Consider the following 19,237-nt stretch of genomic DNA (forward strand, 5'->3'; position numbering starts at 1 on the left):
ACGTGCACCGCACCAGTTTCCCCCGTCATCACCGCCGGCGTTCGGCCGCACGGCTCAAGCAAACGCGCTTGTGACTCCTGATGCTCAAGTGCTCAACCCACCTTGATGCGTTCGGAGTTGACCGAACAAGGCGCCTTCAGGCCACCCCGGGAGGGGGTTTTGTGAAGACCCCCTCCCGGCATCCGCACATCCCGCCTGCGCGCCCCGGGCAGCTGGTTCACAGATTCCGCACAGAGGTGTCACCGAGGAGCCCCGGAGGGACCCCGACCCGCGACCGAGTGGCCCCGCCCACGTTGTTCGACTGGTCGCACGGACGTACGGTCTCCCCGAGTCGCACACATCGTGCCGTGGCCGGTTTTCCGGGGGTGACGACAACCCCGCCGCCCGCGACCCACCCCCTATAGAGCCGGTGAAATCTCACCTCCATGTCTTGACATACGGCTGAAACCATTCGTAGCTTGGCGCATCATTTAGATGCGTGAAGCGAGTTCACGTACATGAACTCCAGATCCAACGGAGTGTGTCCATGCGGGATCACCGACGACGTCGCCGCCCGGCCGCCCTGCTCGTCGCCACGGCGCTCGCGTTCGGAACGGCCGCATGCGGCTCCGGTTCCGGCAGCGCGAGCAGCGACGACCCGAACACGCTGGAGGTATGGACCCGGAGCGATCCGGACTCCGCCGCCACCTACGACCGGGTCTTCGCCGCCTTCACCAAGAAGACCGGCATCAAGATCGACTACCAGCCGGTCATCAACTTCGACCAACAGCTCCAGAGCCGCGCGTCCACCAAGGACCTGCCGGACGTCATGATCAACGACACCGCGCTGATGGGCAGCTACCAGAGCCAGGGGCTGCTCAAGCCGATCGACCCCGCGTCGATCACCGGCGGTGACCAGATCACCGACAAGTCCTGGTCGTCCACCGTCGGCATCGACGGGAAGCACTACGGCGTACCGTACTCCCGCCAGGCCATGACCCTGATGATCCGGACGGACTGGCTGAAGAAGCTCGGGCTCGAGGTGCCGACGACCTGGCAGGAGATGCTCTCCGTCGCCAAGGCCTTCGCCACCGAGGACCCGGACGGCGACGGCAAGGCCGACACCTACGGCATCGTGGCCCCGGGCAGCGCCCAGAACGGCTACGCGGCCTGGTGGAGCTCCAGCTTCCTGTGGCAGGGCGGCGCCAAGCTCATCGAGCCCGACGGCAAGGGCAGGTACACCCCGGCCATGGACTCGGCCGCCGCGGTCAACACCGTGACCTGGATGAAGGACAACCTCTTCTGCGGCGAGAAGGGGGTCCTCCAGCCCGGCGCGATCACCGCCGTCACGTCGACGGCTACCAACTTCCAGGACGGCAACGCCGGGATGTACATGACCGGCCCGTACAACATCACGACGTTCGACGGCACGCTCGGCAAGGACAAGTACGAGGTCGTCCCCGCCCCGGCGGGCCCGGCTGGCGGCGATGTGCTGGCCGAAGGCGAGAACGTCTATCTCGGCGCCAGGACCGGCAAGGACAAGCAGGAGCGGGCGCTGGCCGCGTTCCTGGTCTCTCCCGAGGGTCAGAAGATCGCCATGACCAGCGTCGACGGCCACCAGCCCGTCGTCCGTATCCCCGTGAACTCCACGCTGGACGCGGCGAAGGTCCGCGACGACGCCCGCTGGGGGGTCGTGCAGAAGGCGTACGAGGACGCCTCCCAGCAGTTCCCGAACGCGCCGAGCTTCGCCCCGATCAAGCAGGACACCGCCGACGCGCTCAACTCGATCTTCACGTACTGCGGCGGCGACGTCCGCTCGCAGCTGGGAGAGCTCAACGACACCCTCGCCGGTGACCTCAAGGACCAGGACCTGCTGAAATGACCGCTACCGTCCCCGCCCCCGCGGCACGCAGAGGCCTCGACAAGAGGGGCCCGCACAAGAGGGCCTTCGACAAGAAGGCCGTAGTCCCGTGGCTCTTTCTGGCTCCGGGTCTGCTGCTCGCCCTCGTCTTCAAGTTCTGGCCGATGGCCAAGGGCATCTGGCTGAGCTTCTTCGACGTACGGCCCTTCCTCGGCGACCGCTGGGTCGGTCTCGACAACTACACGAGGGTCCTGACCGACCACCGCTTCCAGGACGCCATCGGGCACACCCTGATCCTGGGCATCGGGCAGTCGGTCGGCGCGATCCTCCTCGGGTTCGCCCTCGCGCTGCTCCTGGAGGGCCAGGCCCGCTCGCTGAAGATCCTGCGGACCGCCGTCTTCCTGCCCGCCGTCACGGCCACCGCGGTCGTCGGCGAGCTGTGGCGGCTGATGTACTACCCGACCTCCGACGGCCTCCTCAACAGCGGCCTGCACCTCCTCGGGCTCGGCCCCGTCCAGTTCCTCGACAACCCGAACATCGCGCTGTACTCGACGATGGTGATGGGCATCTGGATCTGGGCCCCGTACAACATGGTGATCCTCCTGGCCGGTCTCGCGGGCGTGGACCGCTCGCTGTACGAGGCGGCGGCGATGGACGGCGTCTCGCTGTGGCAGCGGCTGCGGTACATCACGATTCCCGCGATCCGTCCGGCGCTCGTCATCGTGCTCACACTCGCCACGATCCGCGGGCTGCGCGTGTTCACCGAGGTCTACGTCCTGACGGGCGGCGGCCCGGCCGGGTCCACCGACGTCTGGATCACCCGCGCCTACACCCTGGGCTTCACCCGCAACGACATCGGCGGCGCCTCCGCGGCCTCGGTCGTCCTGCTCTGCGTGACGCTGCTGCTCACCGTCACGATCAACTACCTCCGCAAGAGGGGAGACGCGCGATGAGCGCCCCCGTCATCGACCCCGTCCGGCCGGCGGCCCCTGACTCCCCGGCCGGACGGAGCACCAAGGCACAGCGGACCACCCCGGCCCGCTTCGACACCGCCCTCGGCTGGAACGACAAGCCCGGCCTCGCCTGGGCGCTGCGCGTCCTGCTCTGTCTGATCGCCCTCGGCGTCTTCGCGGCGCCGTTCCTGACCATCTTCTCGGGCGCCTTCACCACCAACCCCAGCGGCTCCTCGCTGTCGTTCCTGCCGCACGACAGCACGCTGTCGAACTTCACCGTGGCGGGCGAGCGCGGCATCTGGGACTACCTCGGCAACTCCCTCGTCATCGCGGGCGGCGGGCTGCTGCTCCAGCTCGTGGTGTGCACGCTGGCCGCCTACGCGCTGGCCCGGCACCGGTTCCGCGGGCAGGCGCTGATCATGATGCTGTTCATGATGACGCTGATGCTCCCCGAGGAGGTCATCGCGATCCCGCTGTCGCTGGTCCTCGGCGACGTCCCCGTGGTCCACCTGGACCTCAAGGGCACCGTCTGGGGCGTCATCCTGCCGCTGGGCGCCTGGGGCTTCTCGGTGATGATGCTGACCGAGTTCATGCGGGACATCCCGGCCGAGATCGAGGAAGCCGCCCGCCTCGACGGCGTGGGCGAGCTCAGGATGCTCTGGCAGGTCGTCCTGCCGCTGTGCAAGCCCGCGCTCGGCGTGGCCGGCGTGCTCGGCTTCATCATGATCTGGGACCAGTACCTGCTGCCCCTGATCGCCGCCAAGGACCCCACCGACTACACGGTCACCGTCGCCCTGTCCATCCTGCGCACCGACCCCCAGGTCGGCTCCGGGGTGGTCCTGGCCGGTGCGGTCATCGCCCTGATCCCCAGCCTGATCGTCTATCTGCTCCTCCAGCGCTCGTTGGTCACCGGCATCGCCGCCGGCGCCACCAAGGGCTGACCCCTACCCCCACGTGTGAGAGAGACATGAAGTTCCAAGGAGTGCTGTTCTTCCCCGTCACGCCGTTCGGCGCGGACGGGTCACTGGACGAGGCACGGCTGGCCCAGCACATCGAGGCCGGAGTCGCGGCGGGCGCGGGCGGCGTGTTCGTCGCCTGCGGCACCGGCGAGTTCCACGCCCTGACGTCCGACGAGATCGAGCGCGCGACGCGGATCGCCGTCGAGACGACCGCCGGCCGCGTCCCCGTCCTGGCGGCGGCGGGCGGCCCGCCCCCGGTGGCCCGCGACCAGGCCGGCCGCGTCGCACGGGCCGGCGCCGACGGCATCCTGCTGCTGCCGCCGTACCTGGTGACGGCGCCGCAGCAGGGCCTGGTGCGGTACGTCGAGGAGGTCACCGCCGCGACCGACCTGCCGGTGATCTTCTACCAGCGCGGCACCGCCCGCCTCACCGAGACCACGGCGGCCGAGATCGCCGCCCTGCCGAAGGTCGTCGGCCTCAAGGACGGCCTCGGCGACATCGAGCGGATGCACCGCATCGTCCGGGCCGTACGCGCCGTGCCCGGCGGAGCGGACTTCCAGTTCTTCAACGGCCTGCCCACCGCCGAGATGACCGCGCCCGCCTACCAGGGCATCGGCGTCGACCTGTACTCCTCGGCCGTCTTCGCCTTCGCCCCGGAGATCGCGCTGGCCTTCCACCAGGCGCTGGCCCGCGACGACCGCGACCTGGTGACGACCCTGCTGGACGAGTTCTACGGCCCCCTCGTCGAACTCCGCGACGAGGTCCCCGGCTACGCCGTGGCGCTGGTCAAGGCCGGAGTGACCCTCCGCGGCCTCGACGTCGGCGGTGTCCGCGCGCCGCTGGTCGACCCCACACCGGAGCATGTCGCCCGGCTCGCGAAACTGATCGACCACGCTCTGGAGGCGGTCCGCGCATGAGCACCACCGTCGGCACCCGCATCCGCGAGCTGATCGTCACCCCGATCGCCTTCCGCGACCCGCCCCTGCTCAACTCCAACGGCGTCCACGAGCCGCTCGCCCTGCGCGTCATCCTCCAACTCGTCCTGGAGGACGGCACGGTGGGCCTCGGCGAGTCGCCGGGCGGCGTCGCCCGCCTGGAGCGGCTGCACGCGGCGGCGAAGGTCGTCGTCGGCATGGACGTCTTCGACACCACGGCCGTCACCGCCGCGATCGACGCCGCGCTGCTGCCCACGGTGCCCAGCTCCCACGAGCGCGGCTGGACCACCTCGGCGGTCGAGGTCGCCTGCCTCGACGCCCAGGGCAAGCTGCTCGACCGCCCGGTCAGCGACCTGCTCGGCGGCAAGGTCCGCGACTCCGTGCCGTTCGCGGCGTACCTCTTCTACAAGTGGGCCGAACACCCGGCCCTCGACGGCCGCGTGGCCGTGGGTGACGACTGGGGCGAGGCGCTGGACCCGGCCGGGATCGTCGAGCAGGCCCGGCTGATGCAACAGCGGTACGGGTTCGAGTCGTTCAAGCTCAAGGGCGGGGTCTTCCCGCCCGACGAGGAGATCGCGGCGATCAAGGCGCTCGCGGAGGCCTTCCCCGGGCAGCCGCTGCGGCTGGACCCCAACGTCGCCTGGACAGTGGAGACTTCGCGGTACGTCGCCCGTGAGCTGGACGGCGTCCTGGAGTACCTGGAGGACCCGACCGCGACGATCCCGGGCATGGCGGAGGTGGCGAAGGGCTCACCGCTCCCGCTCGCCACCAACATGTGCGTGATCGCCTGGGAGCATCTGCGTCCGGCGATCGAGCAGAACGCGATCCAGGTGCTCCTCACCGACCACCACTACTGGGGCGGACTGCGCCGCACCCGTGAACTGGCGGCGGTCTGCGAGGCGTTCGGTATCGCCCTGTCGATGCACTCCAACTCGCACCTGGGGATCAGCCTCGCCGCGATGACCCATGTGGCGGCGGCCATCCCCAACCTCGACCACTCCTGCGACACGCACTACCCGTGGAACTCCGCCGACGACGTGATCGTCCCCGGTGTACTGGAGCTGCGTGACGGAGCGGTCGCGGTCCCGACCGGGCCCGGTCTCGGCGTCGAGCTCGACCACGACGCCCTCGACCGGCTGCACCGGCTGTACGTGGAGTCGGGCGTACGCAGCCGGGACGATACGGGTTACATGCGGCGGATCCACCCGGAGTACGAACTGCGGCTGCCGCGCTGGTGATTCGGGACAGGGCGGTCGGGGCCCCTTAGGGTGGCCCCGACCGCACGACCGGAGGGGTGAGCGCGTGGGCGAGGACGGTTCGGCGAGCGTGTTGGTGACCGGGGGCAGCGGGTTCGTCGGCAGTCATCTGGTCAAGCGACTGCTGGAGCGCGGCTACCTGGTCCATGCCACCGTGCGAGACATGGCCGACACCGCGAAGGTACGGCCCCTGCGGGAGATGCAGGAGGCCCATCCGGACCGGCTCCGGCTGTTCGAGGCCGACTTGCTGACCGAGGGCTCCTTCGACGCGGCGACGGCCGGCTGCCGGGTGGTGTTCCATGTGGCCTCGCCGTTCCGGATGCCGGAGAAGATCAAGGACGGCCGCCGGGACATGGTCGACCCGGCCCTGCTGGGCACACGCAACGTACTGGCGGCCGTCGAGCGCACGCCCACCGTCGAGCGGCTGGTCCTCACGTCCACGGTGGGCGCGGTCTTCGGCGACTACACCGACGTACTGGCCATGGACGACGCGGTGCTGTCGGAGCGGTACTTCAACACCACCAGCACCATGGAGAACAACCCGTACCACTACGCGAAGACGGTCGCGGAGCGCGCGGCGTGGGACGCGGAGGCCGCGCAGGACCGTTGGCGCATGGTGTCGGTGAACCCCGGCCTGATCCTGGGCCCCTCCCTCACCCCCGCCTCGGAGTCCGGAAGCCTCTTCCTGCTGGACGAGCTGTTCAAGGGCTACTTCTTCTACGGCGCCCCGGACTTCAGCTTCACCACGGTGGACGTGCGCGACGTGGCCGACGCCCACATCGCGGCGGCGGAGAACCCGGACGCGCACGGCCGTTACATCCTCGCCGCCCCGACCATGACGTCGTTCCACGAGATGTCCCGCGTGATCCGGACCCGCCACCCCCACGACCTCCGCCTTCCGCGCACCGCGCTCCCCCACTGGCCGGTCCGTGTCCTCGGGCCCGCCTTCGGGCTGACCCAGGACTACATCCGCAAACACCTCGGCATCCGGTTCCGGGTGGACAACAGCCGCAGCGTGAGCGAACTGGGCATCACCTACCGTCCGATCGAGCAGACGCTCCTGGACCACTACGAAGCGTGGCGAAACCGCCGCGCCGCGCAGTGACTTCGGGCGCCCCACCACGCCGAGCGTCGAAGGTCACAAAAACGTATCGGACATTTCACATGTCAATCTTCACGGGGGCCTCACAAGTTCGTTAGGTTACGCATCGGACCGCACGACGACCTCCGGCGAACCCCGCCGGGACGCGCGGCCTCCGCCGAGTCCGGTGTACCCGCGAGGGTTCACTGGAGCCGGGGACCCACCGAACTCGGGGTGAATCGGCCCAACTGCCCTTTGGGGCAAGGGCCGTAGGGCACACCTTCCGGAACAACGGCCCGAACCCTCCCCCAGAGCCTGAACGGCCTGGGGGCACCCCCACCGCTAACCCGGTAGGCGGAGCACGGAAGGAGTACGTCGCCCATGGCGCCGGAACGCAGCGCGCGCCCGGGGGCTCTGAGCCTCCCTGGCATGCGCAATTCCGCACTCGCGTCGGCAGCCCTCACCTCGGTGGCCCTGCTCGCCCAGACGGCCAACGCCGCCCCTTCGGCCGCGGACGAGTCACCGAGCCGCGAGGAGGTCAGCCGACGCGTCAGCTCCCTCTACGACCAGGCCGAGTCCGACACGGGGACCTTCAACGCCACCCGTGCCTCGGCGACCGGCCCCCGCAAACGCGCCGACCGGCCGACGGCCGCCGGACGCGGGCCCTCCGCAGCCCGCAGCGCCGACAGCGGGCGCGGTGACCCCGCGCTGGACAGCCTCGCCCGGCAGTGGTTCGACGTGGCCCGCTCCACGATGGGCCCGACCGTGCGGGCCGTGCTGCCGACCGACACGACGCCGGCCCGCTCCACCGGAACCCCGGCCCCTCGCACGGGCGACGGCCGCCCCGCCCTGGAGCTCCCCGCGGCACCTGTCGCCGAGTTGACGTCCGGACCGGCCACCGCGTCGGCCGCGGTGGCCGAACTGACGGCCGGGCCCGTCACCGCCCTGCCGGCCGCTCCCGAGCCGTCGCGGGAGACCGCCGAAGCCTCGGCCGAACCCCGACAGCGGTCCTCGCTGCGAACGTCCAAGGAGCGCAACCAGCGCAAGCTCGCCGAGGCCCGCGAGTTGCTGTCCCTGCACACCGCACGGCAGGGCACCTCGCTCACGGCCGTCGGAGCCCTGCCCGCCGCCGACACCTGGAGCAGCACGGCAACCCAGGTCCAGCCCTCGGCCGAGACGCAGTGGGACGCGCTGCGCACCCAGGGACCGGGCGATCTCACCACCGTCCCGCCCGGCACGACGGCGTGGACCCCCGCACCGGCCCCGACCGACGATCCCCTGAGCGTCGACCCCCTGACCGCCCCCGCGACGAGCCAAGTCCCCGTCATGGCACAGACCTACGACCAGGTCCAGGCCCTCGACACCAGCCAGACCTACGGCACGAGCCAGACGTACGACACCGGCCAACTCCCCGTCACAGGCGCCGCCCTCACGGCGACCGCCCGGCAGGACACCCGGGCCGTGCGGGCCCTGGACTTCGCGCGTGCCCAGCTCGGCAAGCCCTGCGTCTGGGGCACGTCGGGGCCGGACGCGTACGACGGGCCCGGTCTCACACAGGCCGCTTGGAAGGCCGCCGGGATCTCCCTCCCGCGCACCGCGCCGGAGCAGGCGACCGCCGGCCAGGGGATCGCGCTCCCCTACCTCGAACCCGGCGACCTGGTCCTCTTCCACGTCGGACACGTCGGGATCTACTCCGGAAACGGCATGATGATCCACGCCCCGGGGCCGGGGGCGGCCATTCGCGAGGAGTCGATCCACTACGCCGGCGAGTCGGCGATCCACAGCGCGATACGGCCCGCCTGAGTCCAGGACGGAACACCGCCACCACCACCCCGCCTCCCGTCAGGCGGGGTGGTTCTCTTTGTCCGTCCGACCTCAGCTTTGTCGATACGTCCTGACAAACCCATTGACATCATCTGCGGACCACCGCATAGCACCTGCCACTAGATAGAGCGCGCTCGTGGAGCGCTCCAGCCGTTATCCAGCGGGCGGTACCCGTGACCCTCCCCCCACCTGAGAACCCGCCCCGACCAGCACAGCGAGGTGCATGGGACATGCGCAGACACCACCGAGCCGCGACAATGTCGGCCGCCGCTCTGGCCGCCGCCCAGTTCGCCGCGGGATGCTCCAGCAACTCCGGCGGGAAGCAGTCCGAGGAGGGCTCCGCCGGCGCCTCGGCGAGCAAGGCCACCATGGCCCCGGATGACCGTGGCCATGGTGACCCACGCGGCTCCGGGCGACACCTTCTGGGACCTGATCCGCAAGGGGGCCGAGGCCGCCGCGGCCAAGGACAACATCAAGCTCTTCTACTCCAGCGACCCGAGCTCCGGCAACCAGGCCAACCTGGTGCAGAACGCCGTCGACCAGAAGGTCGACGGCATCGCCCTCACCGCGGCCAAGCCGAGCGCCATGAAGGCCGTCACCGGCAAGGCCGAGGCCGAGGCCGCCGGCAACGCCTTCGGTGAGCGGCTCAACGAGACCGGCGCCAAGCACGCCGTCTGTGTCATCCAGGAGCAGGGCCACGTGGCGCTGGAGGCCCGCTGCGCCGGCCTGAAGACGGGCTTCAAGGGCAAGACCGACATCCTCTACGTGAACGGCACCGACATGCCCTCGGTGAAGTCGACGATCACCGCCAAGCTCCAGCAGGACTCCACCATCGACCAGGTCGTCACCCTCGGCGCCCCGTTCGCCCTGACCGCCGTGCAGTCCGTCTCCGACGCCGGCAGCAAGGCCGAGATCGCCACCTTCGACCTCAACAAGGAACTGGTGACGGCCGTCCAGGACGGCAAGGTCGAGTTCGCCGTCGACCAGCAGCCCTACCTCCAGGGCTACCTGGAGGTCGACTGGGACGCGTTCTTCGGCACGCTGCGCGAGCTGGACTTCGACGGCGTGGCCACGGCCTGCGTCTTCGCCTGGGAGGAGCGGGCGAAGGAGTCCTCGGCGTTCATGCTGGACCGCATCCGCAAGGAGCTCGCCGCGTAGTCCGTACGGCCTCCTGGCCGTCACCCGCGCCGGTCCGAGGCGCGGCGGTCCGCCCTGTGCTGTGCCAGCCACAGGGCGACCTCCGCCGCGATCGGCTGCCCGGTCTCCAGCTCGACGAAGCCGAACTGGCCGCCCTGGTTGCACTCCAGGAACCACCAGATGCCGTCCCAGTCCTCGGCGAAGTCGAAGGCGGCGTACGCCAGTCCGGCCAGAGTGACGTACTCGTGCACCGCCTTGCCGATGCGCTCGGGGACCGGAACCGGCTCCCAGGCGTGCCCCGTCTCACCGAACCGTCCGTCGACCTGGTCGGGTCCGGCGGTCTTCCGCGCGGCGAACAGCCGGGATCCGACGCAGGTCAGACGGATGTCGGCCCGCTTGGGGACGTACTTCTGCAGCAGCGCGGGTCCGGCGGCCACGGCACTGAAGTCGGTGTCGGGGCCGATGAGAGTGGTCGGCAGGGTCAGCGCGGGGTCGCCGGGCGGCGGCCCCGAAGCCGACTTCACGACGACATCGCGGTACTCCTCGACGAACTCCCGCGCCAGCCGGGGTGCCGTCGTGAACACCGTCGGGGGCACGGCGAAGCCGCTGAGGTGGGCGACCCTCAACTGCCAGGGCTTCAACCGGGCCTGGTCGGCGTTGCGCGGATGGTTCATCCACCGTGCGGCGGCGGAGTGGAGCATCCCGTACAGCGCCTGCCGGGTCTCGGCGGTCAGCCACGGTGAGGGGTCGGCCGCGTGGGCGGCGGGTTCGCCGGGTCTGCGCACCCAGATGGAGCGCAGCCCGCCCATGCTGAGCACATGCCCGTTGACCGACAGGTGCCCGTCGAAGTCGCCGTGGGCGTAGTCGGCGGACAGCACGGCCTTGCCCGGCAGATCGGCGGGGTCCAGTCGCAGCACGGGCGTCCCCGTCCCGTGCAGCCTGGCCACCACCAGGTCGGCGGTCACGTCCTCCTCGGACGTCAGGATCAGTACGGTCATGCGCGCAACTGTCGTCAGTCGTCGAAGTGGGTCGCGGATCCGGCGGTCGACGTCGTCGTGCCGACCGCGAGCAGCAGGTCCGGATCACTGACGGCGGGGCGGCCGTCGGGCAGTACGTTCAGCTGCCGGGCCGGGTCGAAGTGATACGGCGTCACGGCGTTGGAAAGCCCTCTGGGAAAGGCGTAGTTGAGGGTGAACGGTCGCATCATGAACCTCCGATGCCATGCGGGTGAATTACCGTCACTTACGCACTGGTTGCGTAAGGAATTCATCACTTTCCGCCACATCAACGTGAAGGTCGTCACACCCTTCACCGGACTACCTAATTCCGCACGGGGATCCTTGACGCTGAACCGTTTCATTGCTTCTCTCGGAACACAGTTCTTCATGGGAGCGCTCCCACCCCCCACGTGAAAGGGATCCCCGTGCAGACACCCCCGCACTCCAGAAGCACCCTTTCCCTCCTTCTCACCGCGGCGCTCGTCGCCTGCCTTCTGTCGCTGTCCTGGGCGGGCGGCTCGCCGGCCCGGGCGGCGGCGGGCGACGGTTCGGTGACCGACCCGAACATCGTCTACGTCGGCCGCTGGGACACGAGTTCGGGCACCGCCGCCGTGCCCCAGTGGTCCGGCGCCTACCTCCAGACGGCCTTCACCGGCACCACGGTGAAGGTCCGGGCGAGGGACGCGGTCAACTTCTACGCGAGCGTCGACGGCGGCCCCGACGTCTTCCACGCGGGCGTACGAGGGACGGTGAACCTCACTCCCCAGCCCCTCTCCCCCGGCACCCACACCCTGCGGATCTCCTACCGCTCGGGCGACACCGTGTTCCAGGGGTTGGTCCTGGACTCCGGCGCGCGCACGGTCAGTCCGACCGTGCCCTCCGGACTGGTCGAGTTCGTCGGCGACTCCATCACCGCCGGCGCCCTCACCGACCGGCTGGCGCTCGACTCGTACGCCTGGAAGACCGGCGAGCGGCTGGGAACGCGGCACACCCGGATCGCCCGCGCCGGCTACTGCCTGGTCGCCCAGTCCGGTTGCGTCGGTCTGAGCGGCCAGTACTTCCGGACCGGCAGCACCGGCGACCAGGCCTGGGACTTCTCCCGCTACCGGGCGAGCGCGGTCGTCGTCAACCTCGGCACCAACGACATCGGCCACGGCGTGTCCGGCGCCGCGTTCCAGGCCGCGTACACCAAGTTCCTGAGCGACCTGCGCGCCAGGCACCCCGAGGCCCAGCTCTTCGCCGTGCAGACGCTCAAGAAGCGCTATGTGACGGAGACCAGAGCGGCCGTGAGCGCCCGCAACAGCGCCGGTGACGCCAAGGTGCACTACGTCGACACCACGGGCTGGCTCGCCGACGGCACCGACTACGAGGACGGCAACGGCCATCCCAACGAGGCGGGTCACACCAAGTTCGCCGCCCGTCTGGCACCCGTGATCGCGGCCCGGCTCGGCGGCTCCGCCGAGGTCTCCACAAGAGCGGCCGCTCCCGGTCAGCCCGGCGACCCCAACATCAAGTTCGTCGGCCGCTGGGACACCCGCAGCTCCAGCACGCTCTACACGCCGTACTGGGCCGGCGCCTACTACCGGGTCGGCTTCACCGGCCGCACCGTCAAGCTCAAGCAGCGCAACACCATCGACTTCTGGGCGCGCATCGACAACGGGCCGGTGAGGTTCTACGACGACGTCAAGGGCACCGTGGACCTGACGCCGTCGCCGCTGTCCGCCGGCAACCACACGCTCCAGGTCAACTACCAGGTGGTCGCGGGTTCCTATCGCGGCGACGCCGTCTTCCAGGGGCTGGCCCTCGACAGCGGCGCGACGACGTTCGCACCGTCCGCCCCGGCCAGGCTGATCGAGTTCGTCGGCGACTCCATCACGGTCGGCACGACCACCTCGCAGAACGCCCGTACCGCGTACGGCTGGCTGATCGGCGAACGGCTGGGCGCCGAGCACACCCAGGTCGCCCAGGGCGGTGCCTGTCTGGTCGCGACGGCCGACGGATGCGTGGGCCTGGAGCAGCAGTTCGGCCGGCTCAACCCCAACTCGGCCACACCGGACTGGGACTTCTCCCGCTACCAGGCGGACGCGGTCGTCATCAACCTGGGCACCAACGACGTGGGACACGGCGTGAGTTCGACCCAGTTCCAGGCGGCGTACGGCAGTCTGCTGCGCAAGGTGCGCGCCGCCTATCCGCGGGCCTGGATCTTCGCGCTGGAGACCTTCCGCGGCCGGTACGTCCCGCAGACCGAGGCGGCGGTCCAGGCGGCCGTCGCCGGCGGTGACACCCGGCTGTCGTTCGTCGACACGACGGGCTGGCTGGGCTCCGGCGACCTGACGGACTCCGTCCACCCCAACGACCAGGGCCACCGGGTCATCACCGACCGCCTGGCACCGATCATCGCGGCGCGCATCGGCAGCTGAGCGAGCCGGCGCATACCTCCGTTATCTCCAGGGCGACGGGCAGGCGTTGGGCGTCACGGTCGGCCGAGTCCACGCGCCGATCAGGAGAGGCGGGCCGTCGTGTCGTCCGCGTGTCAGGCCGTGGGCAGTCCGCCGCCCTGGAGGCGTTCCAGGTCGGAGGGGCGGACCTGGATGACGAGGAGGGCGATCACCGCCGCGATGGCGGTGAAGATCGCGGCCATGATGAAGGCGGCGGAGACCCCGGCGGTGAGGATCTCGTCGGCGTAGGGCGACGGGAGCTGACCGGTGCGTTCGAAGCGGACGCGTTCCAGCGGGGTCGCCTGGGACAGGAAGGCGGGGATCTGTTGGTCGGCCTCGTTGTTGCTCGCCGTGCCGTACATCGTGACGAGGATGGACAGTCCGAGCGAGCCGCCGACCTGCTGGGTGGCGTTCAGCAGCCCGGAGGCGGCGCCCGTCTCCGGGGTCGCCACATTGGACAGCGCCATCAGGGTCAGCGACACGAACTCCATGCCCATGCCGAGGCTGAAGACGAGCATCGGGCCGAGGATGCTGCCGAGATAGGTGGAGTGGATGTCGGTCAGGGTCAGCCAGGCGAGGCCCGCGGCGGCCAGGATCGCGCCCACCACCATGAACGGTTTGGGCCCGTACCTGGGCAGGTACTGGGACGCCAGTCCCGCGCCGATCGCGATGACGGCGCTCACCGGGAGGAAGGCCAGCCCGGCTTCGAGCGGGCTGAAGTCCAGCACGTTCTGCACGAAGAGCGTCAGGAAGAAGAACATGCCGAAGATCGCGGCGGCCAGGCTCAGCATCATGCCGTACGTTCCCGCCCGGTTGCGGTCGGCGAACATGTGCAGGGGCGTGATCGGCTGCCGGGAGCGCTGCTCGACCAGGACGAACAGCAGTAGGAAGACCACGGCCGCCCCGAACGCGCCCAGGGTGAGCGGGTCCCGCCAGCCGTCCTGCGCGGCCCGGATGAACCCGTACACCAGCAGCACCATGCCGATGGTGGAGGTCATCGCGCCCAGGACGTCGAAGTGCCCGGGGTGCCGCTCGGACTCCCGGATCCAGCGCGGTGTGGCGAGCACGATGAGCAGTCCGATGGGCACGTTGACGAACAGCACCCAGCGCCAGTTGAGCCATTCGACGAGCATGCCGCCCGCCAGCAGCCCGATCGCGCCGCCGCCGGCCGAGACCGCGGCGAAGACTCCGAACGCCCTGTTGCGTTCGGGTCCTTCGGGGAAGGTGGTGCTGATCAGGGCGAGGGAGGTCGGGGAGGCGATGGCGCCGCCAACGCCCTGGAGGGCACGGGCGGCGAGGAGTTGCCACTCGTTCTGGGAGAGGCCACCCAGCAGGGAGGCCAGGACGAAGAGCAGCACGCCGAAGATGAACACGCGCCGTCTGCCGAGGATGTCGCCCATCCTGCCGCCGAGCAGCAGCAGTCCGCCGAAGGTGAGCGTGTAGGCGTTGACCACCCAGGACAGGCTGGTGGTGGAGAAGTCGAGCGAGCGTTGGATGTCGGGCAGGGCGATGTTCACGATGGTGATGTCGAGCACCACCATCAGCTGGCAGGACGCGATGACGAGCAACGCCATACCGCTGCCACGGCTCTCGCTCCGCTCCGTCTCCTGCGGGGTGGTCCGTGCTTCGGGTGCCGGCTCGGGGTTGCTCATGGCGGTGCGCCGTGGGCGGGGGTTCGATGGCTGGTTCCCGCCACCATTCGACCGTACGCCGGTGCCGTACGACCCTCCAGTCGATCACCGGGTCGCAGGAGTCCGGTGTGGGGGCCGGGTCAGCGAGCGCCGCGGATCAGTCCCGTCAGATAGCGCCAGAGCGACGAGCGCTGCCGGGCGGAGCGGTCCGGCAGCGCCGGATCGACGCTGTCCGGTGCCGCGTCGGGGGCCGGCAGCGGCGTCACCGCCCGCTCGGGCATCGCGGCGAGTTCGTACCGCACGGGCAGTGAGCGCAGGCCGCGCATGAACGGCGAGGAACGCCAGGGCAGTTGATCAGCGGGGAGGGCGAGGTCCAGGTGGCTGAAGCGCTCGAACAGCCGGCCCACGCCGACCGCGGCGACCGTCGAGGCGAGCTCGCGTGCCGGGCACTGGCGGCGGCCCGCGCCCCAGGACAGATGTGCCCGGGTGCTGATCGTGCTGCCCGGCGCCACGTGGTCGGCGAAGAGCGGGTCGGCGTGGGCGGCGGCGGAGGAGACCCAGACCGGGTCGCCCGCCCGGATCGTGTAGTTGCCGAGCGGCGTGTCCTCGGCGGCGAAGCGCGGGACGAAGTTCACCAGCGGCGGCTTGCGCATGACCACCCGGTTCATGGTCTCCCTGATCATCCCGGCGGACAGGCTGGCGCGCACCGCGCCGTCGCCGTCGCCGGAGATGACCTCGACCACCGTGTTGGACATGAGGATGCCGACGTGGTCGGAGGTCATGCCGAGCAGCATGAACAGCTCGCGGGCGAGTTCGTCGAGCGAGAGACCGGGGTGGGCGGCGAGCAGGTGGGACGGGAAGTCGTCGCCGGGCTTTTCGAGCTTCACCGCCGCGAGTTCCGCGAGTGTGGCGAGGAGGCGTTCCAGGGCGGGCTCCGCGTCCGGGCCGGCGTCGAGCACGCGCCACATGTCCATCAGGGCGTCGTCGCCCTGGGAGCCGGGGAAGCCGAGGAGATGGCTGGCCACCATGAGCGGCAGCGGGCGGGAGAACTGGGCGGAGAGGTCGGCCACGCCGGTGCCGCCGCCCTGTCCGACCAGGGTGATCAGGTCGTCGGCGTAGGCGGTCACGGCCGCCTTCAGGCGCTTGGCCTGCGGGTGTCCGGGGTCCTGGAACGGCTTGAGTGCCGCGTCCCAGGCCATGCGCAGCGAGCCGTATCCGGGGCCGCCCTGGATCAGCACGTGGTTGACCTCCAGGGACGGCCCGAGCGGCCAGTCCGCGGGGACCTCGCCCTCGGTGCGGGCCCGCCAGTGCTCCAGGCCCTTCGGCCAGGCGTCGTCGTCCTGGAGCACCTGGAGGGCCTCGCGGTAGCCGAGGACCAGCCAGGCGGGCACTCCGAGCAGGTCGACCGGGGCTACCGGACCGTGTTGCTGTCGCAGCCGCTCGTAGACGAGCGAGGGGCGGGTCTCGTAGTCGCGGGTCAGCAGCGGCCCGGGCATCAGCTCTTCCAAGCGCGTGCCGTCGACGTTCACGGATCCGCTCTCGCCCACCTGGGATTCCACCGTCCTGCCGCCCTCCGACACTCACCGCACCGGCGCACTACCAGTCAGTAGCCGGCAACGCCGGTGACACTACCTCAGGCGGTCCTCGCGGGTGAACGACGGGTGCGGCCGGGATGTCAGCCGGCCGCGGGCGGAATGTTCTGGTTGGCGTGGAAGAAGTTGTCCGGGTCGTAGGTGTGCTTGGTGGCGGCGAGGCGGTCGTAGTGGCCGCGGTAGGTCGACCGGACCCGGTCCGCGCTCTCGGCCTCGCCGAGGAAGTTGATGTAGGAGCCGCCCATGGAGTGCGGGTGCAGGTCGGTCCAGTAGTCGACGCTCCACTGCCGGATCAGGTCGGCGTTGGCGGGGTCCGGGTCGATTCCGGCGATCACGCCGGACCAGACGGCGTCGCGGTACGCCCAGGCCGTGTCGTCGGCGCCGACCTCGTGGGCCGCGGCGTCCACGGGATACAGGTGCATCAGGGACAGTGCGGTCGGGATGTTCTCGCCGTACTTGTGGTGCACCTCGATCGAGGCGTCGGAGACGGTGTCGAAGAAGTCACCGCGCCAGTACCACTGGTAGCCCTTCGGGATCAGCGTGTCGAACATGCCCTGGAGGCCGGGGTAGGGCATGGGCGTGGTGAAGTGGAAGGCGGACGGCGCCGGTTCGTTGACCGCGGTGAGCGTCTGTTCCAGGCGGTCGCCCGCGAGGTCGCCGGTGTAGCACCAGACGACGCCGCACATCTTCTGCCCGTGGATCGGCTCGGGGAACGGCGGTCCGGGCGGGATGACGAAGACGGTGAAGAAGCCGTACAGGTCCCGGGGCGCGGCGGGCAGGAACTCCCGGTACCAGCGGAGCACTTCGGGGGTGCGGTCGATCGGCCACACCGTCACCGCGACACCGACGGTGTCCACGGGGTGCAGCCGGAACGTGAAGGAGGTGACGACCCCGAAGTTCCCGCCGCCGCCGCGCAGCGCCCAGAACAGGTCCGGGTGCTCCTCGGCGGACGCGGTGACGAACGATCCGTCGGCGAGGACGACGTCGGCGGACTGGAGGCTGTCGATGGTCAGGCCGTACTTGCGGGTGAGATAGCCGTGCCCCCCGCCGAGGGTGAGGCCGCCCACGCCGGTCATCGAGATGATGCCGGCCGGCACGCCCAGGCCGAAGGTGTGGGCCGCGTGGTCCAGGTCGCCGAGTTGTGCGCCGCCGGCGACCTGCGCGGTTCCTGCGCGGGGGTCGACGTGCACCGCGCGCATCGTCGACAGGTCGAGGACGAGCCCGTCGTCGACCAGGCACAGCCCGGGTCCGCTGTGCCCGCCGCCGCGCACGGCGAGCTCGACGCCGGTGTCCCTGGCGAAGGAGAGCACGGTGCGTACGTCCGTCACGTCCACGCACTGCGCGAAGGCCGCGGGGCGCCGGTCGATCATGGCGTTGTAGATGCTGCGGGCCTCGTCGTAGCCCGGGTCGCGCGGGGTGATGACCGGTCCCCGCAGTGTCTCGCGCAGGCCTTCGAGTGCCGTTCCGTCGATGCCGCCCATGGCCGGACCCCTCTGTGTGACGACGTGAACCGCGGACGGATGACGGCACCTGACGTCCGGGCGGGCAGCGAGGGCGTGGTGCGCGGATCCGTTCGCACCTCGTATCGATGTTCCGGTATGTCGATGTGGTGATGTGTCGATGATTGATGTCGGCAGGGCGGACCGGCCCCGCCACGGCCCAGTCTTCACCGCACGGCCGAGGGTCGCACGTCGAGCGTGTCGCCGCGGCGTCAGACCAACTCCGCGTCAGACCAACTCCGCGGCGGATCTCGCCCCCTGATCGCGCAGCCACGCGACCAGCGCGGGGTGTCCCGAGCGGTCGGCTGCGTCCAGTGCCGTCAACCGGTCGTGGCCGATCCAGTTGACGTCGCCGCCGTGTCGCAGCAGGTGGTCGGCCATCTCCCGCTGCCCGCCGTGGCAGGCGCACCACAGGGCGTTGGTGACGTCCTCGGCGGTGGGCGGGGCGGTCTCGGAGGTGAGGTGGGCGGCGACGCGGTCGGCTTCGCCGAGGGCGGCCGCCTGCCACAGGGTGGTGCGGGCGCCGCGAGCCACCAGGCGCCGCGCGCACCGCCACTGCCCGAAGGCCACCGCGTCCGCCAGTGGTGTGCCGTCCCCGATGACCGCGCCGTCGGCCTCGATGTCCGCGCCCAGGTCGAGCAGGGCGTCCAGGACGGGCACGTCGTCGGTGCTGGCCGCCCAGTGCAGCGGGGTCTCGCGGTGGGCGCCGGTGAACCGAGCGTTGACGTCCGCGCCCGCGGCGACCAGCGCCTCCACCGTGGCGGGGCCGCCCGGCGGGTGGCCGGGCCAGTCGGTGACGAGGTGCAGCAGGCTGCGTGCGCTCTTGACAGTGCCGACCCGGGCCGTGGCCAGCCCCGGATGTGCGGTGAGCAGGTCCCGCAGCGCCTTCACGTCGCCGCTCCGGATCGCCTCGCTCACGGCTCGGGCCGTCGGCGCGGTCGGGTCGATCAACATCAGGGGGCCTCCTTCCGGGTCCTCACCTGGACAGCGTCCCCACCTGGATAACACGGCCCACTGACAACGCCCTTCCAGCGGTGCGGCAGCCCTGTCCCACGGCCGCCGAACCCCGTCTGTTACGCTCCCCGGGCCTCCCG

14 protein-coding genes and 1 pseudogene are annotated in these 19,237 nt (G+C 70.5%); 9 read left to right on the forward strand and 6 right to left on the reverse strand.

What is annotated here, in order from left to right; translation table 11 throughout:
• Nucleotides 1-526: 526 nt before the first annotated feature.
• The 8 genes and pseudogenes from AQJ67_RS08670 to AQJ67_RS08705 all read left to right on the forward strand — a co-directional run bounded on the left by AQJ67_RS08670 (nucleotide 527) and on the right by AQJ67_RS08705 (nucleotide 10,006).
• Nucleotides 527-1,861 (forward strand): ABC transporter substrate-binding protein, encoded by a 1,335-nt coding sequence (locus tag AQJ67_RS08670; protein WP_062717450.1) that lies wholly within the window; start codon nucleotides 527-529, stop codon nucleotides 1,859-1,861.
• Complete coding sequence (locus tag AQJ67_RS08675) at nucleotides 1,858-2,793, forward strand: carbohydrate ABC transporter permease (protein WP_062717451.1); 936 nt, start codon at nucleotides 1,858-1,860, stop codon at nucleotides 2,791-2,793. The genes AQJ67_RS08670 and AQJ67_RS08675 overlap by 4 nt, the downstream gene beginning before the upstream one ends.
• A complete protein-coding gene (locus tag AQJ67_RS08680; protein ID WP_062717452.1) occupies nucleotides 2,790-3,734 on the forward strand; it encodes a carbohydrate ABC transporter permease in 945 nt (314 codons plus the stop codon). The genes AQJ67_RS08675 and AQJ67_RS08680 overlap by 4 nt, the downstream gene beginning before the upstream one ends.
• Nucleotides 3,735-3,760: 26 nt before the next feature.
• Complete coding sequence (locus AQJ67_RS08685) at nucleotides 3,761-4,669, forward strand: 5-dehydro-4-deoxyglucarate dehydratase (protein ID WP_062717453.1); 909 nt, start codon at nucleotides 3,761-3,763, stop codon at nucleotides 4,667-4,669.
• Nucleotides 4,666-5,925, forward strand: coding sequence for a glucarate dehydratase family protein (locus tag AQJ67_RS08690; protein ID WP_062717454.1), 1,260 nt, complete (start codon nucleotides 4,666-4,668; stop codon nucleotides 5,923-5,925). Before AQJ67_RS08685 ends, AQJ67_RS08690 begins: the two co-directional genes overlap by 4 nt.
• Before the next feature lie 64 nt (nucleotides 5,926-5,989).
• Complete coding sequence (locus AQJ67_RS08695) at nucleotides 5,990-7,048, forward strand: NAD-dependent epimerase/dehydratase family protein (protein WP_062717455.1); 1,059 nt, start codon at nucleotides 5,990-5,992, stop codon at nucleotides 7,046-7,048.
• Between the two features lie 405 nt (nucleotides 7,049-7,453).
• The gene (locus AQJ67_RS49090; protein WP_062717456.1) at nucleotides 7,454-8,827 is read left to right on the forward strand and encodes a C40 family peptidase; all 1,374 of its coding nucleotides are present in this window, start codon (nucleotides 7,454-7,456) and stop codon (nucleotides 8,825-8,827) included.
• A 251-nt stretch (nucleotides 8,828-9,078) separates the two neighbouring features.
• Nucleotides 9,079-10,006: pseudogene (locus AQJ67_RS08705) on the forward strand (substrate-binding domain-containing protein).
• A 20-nt stretch (nucleotides 10,007-10,026) separates the two neighbouring features.
• Here AQJ67_RS08705 and AQJ67_RS08710 read toward each other — a convergent pair.
• Nucleotides 10,027-10,983, reverse strand: coding sequence for an MvdC/MvdD family ATP grasp protein (locus AQJ67_RS08710; protein WP_062717457.1), 957 nt, complete (start codon nucleotides 10,981-10,983; stop codon nucleotides 10,027-10,029).
• Nucleotides 10,984-10,997: 14 nt separating this feature from the next.
• The gene (tgmA, locus tag AQJ67_RS08715; protein WP_048580735.1) at nucleotides 10,998-11,189 is read right to left on the reverse strand and encodes a putative ATP-grasp-modified RiPP; all 192 of its coding nucleotides are present in this window, start codon (nucleotides 11,187-11,189) and stop codon (nucleotides 10,998-11,000) included.
• Between the two features lie 219 nt (nucleotides 11,190-11,408).
• Here tgmA and AQJ67_RS08720 point away from each other — a divergent pair, with 219 nt between their 5' ends.
• Nucleotides 11,409-13,403: a GDSL-type esterase/lipase family protein gene (locus AQJ67_RS08720; protein WP_062717458.1), complete on the forward strand. Its 1,995-nt coding sequence runs from the start codon at nucleotides 11,409-11,411 to the stop codon at nucleotides 13,401-13,403.
• A 113-nt stretch (nucleotides 13,404-13,516) separates the two neighbouring features.
• On the opposite strand, the gene AQJ67_RS08725 is transcribed toward AQJ67_RS08720, so the two are convergent.
• The 4 genes from AQJ67_RS08725 to AQJ67_RS08740 form a co-directional block, all read right to left on the reverse strand.
• Nucleotides 13,517-14,995 carry an MFS transporter gene (locus AQJ67_RS08725; protein ID WP_062717459.1) on the reverse strand — a complete coding sequence of 493 codons (1,479 nt, stop codon included), beginning with the start codon at nucleotides 14,993-14,995 and terminating at the stop codon, nucleotides 13,517-13,519.
• Nucleotides 14,996-15,192: 197 nt separating this feature from the next.
• Nucleotides 15,193-16,611 carry a cytochrome P450 gene (locus tag AQJ67_RS08730; RefSeq protein ID WP_062717460.1) on the reverse strand — a complete coding sequence of 473 codons (1,419 nt, stop codon included), beginning with the start codon at nucleotides 16,609-16,611 and terminating at the stop codon, nucleotides 15,193-15,195.
• A gap of 116 nt (nucleotides 16,612-16,727) precedes the next feature.
• Nucleotides 16,728-18,125, reverse strand: coding sequence for an FAD-binding oxidoreductase (locus AQJ67_RS08735; protein ID WP_208614918.1), 1,398 nt, complete (start codon nucleotides 18,123-18,125; stop codon nucleotides 16,728-16,730).
• A gap of 246 nt (nucleotides 18,126-18,371) precedes the next feature.
• A complete protein-coding gene (locus AQJ67_RS08740) occupies nucleotides 18,372-19,097 on the reverse strand; it encodes an ankyrin repeat domain-containing protein (RefSeq protein ID WP_062717461.1) in 726 nt (241 codons plus the stop codon).
• Nucleotides 19,098-19,237 lie beyond the last annotated feature (140 nt).

Origin of the sequence: Streptomyces caeruleatus, from assembly GCF_001514235.1 — a bacterium.
In the GTDB taxonomy this organism is placed as follows: domain Bacteria; phylum Actinomycetota; class Actinomycetes; order Streptomycetales; family Streptomycetaceae; genus Streptomyces; species Streptomyces caeruleatus.

What these genes read in the sequence shown, in the direction of transcription:
- AQJ67_RS08670 (WP_062717450.1), top strand. Translation starts at nt 527, where the DNA reads ATGCGGGATCACCGACGACGTCGCCGCCCGGCCGCCCTGCTCGTCGCC.
- AQJ67_RS08675 (WP_062717451.1), top strand. Translation starts at nt 1,858, where the DNA reads ATGACCGCTACCGTCCCCGCCCCCGCGGCACGCAGAGGCCTCGACAAG.
- AQJ67_RS08680 (WP_062717452.1), top strand. Translation starts at nt 2,790, where the DNA reads ATGAGCGCCCCCGTCATCGACCCCGTCCGGCCGGCGGCCCCTGACTCC.
- AQJ67_RS08685 (WP_062717453.1), top strand. Translation starts at nt 3,761, where the DNA reads ATGAAGTTCCAAGGAGTGCTGTTCTTCCCCGTCACGCCGTTCGGCGCG.
- AQJ67_RS08690 (WP_062717454.1), top strand. Translation starts at nt 4,666, where the DNA reads ATGAGCACCACCGTCGGCACCCGCATCCGCGAGCTGATCGTCACCCCG.
- AQJ67_RS49090 (WP_062717456.1), top strand. Translation starts at nt 7,454, where the DNA reads ATGCGCAATTCCGCACTCGCGTCGGCAGCCCTCACCTCGGTGGCCCTG.
- AQJ67_RS08710 (WP_062717457.1), bottom strand. Translation starts at nt 10,983, where the DNA reads ATGACCGTACTGATCCTGACGTCCGAGGAGGACGTGACCGCCGACCTG.
- tgmA (WP_048580735.1), bottom strand. Translation starts at nt 11,189, where the DNA reads ATGCGACCGTTCACCCTCAACTACGCCTTTCCCAGAGGGCTTTCCAAC.
- AQJ67_RS08725 (WP_062717459.1), bottom strand. Translation starts at nt 14,995, where the DNA reads ATGGCGTTGCTCGTCATCGCGTCCTGCCAGCTGATGGTGGTGCTCGAC.
- AQJ67_RS08735 (WP_208614918.1), bottom strand. Translation starts at nt 18,125, where the DNA reads ATGGGCGGCATCGACGGAACGGCACTCGAAGGCCTGCGCGAGACACTG.
- AQJ67_RS08740 (WP_062717461.1), bottom strand. Translation starts at nt 19,097, where the DNA reads ATGTTGATCGACCCGACCGCGCCGACGGCCCGAGCCGTGAGCGAGGCG.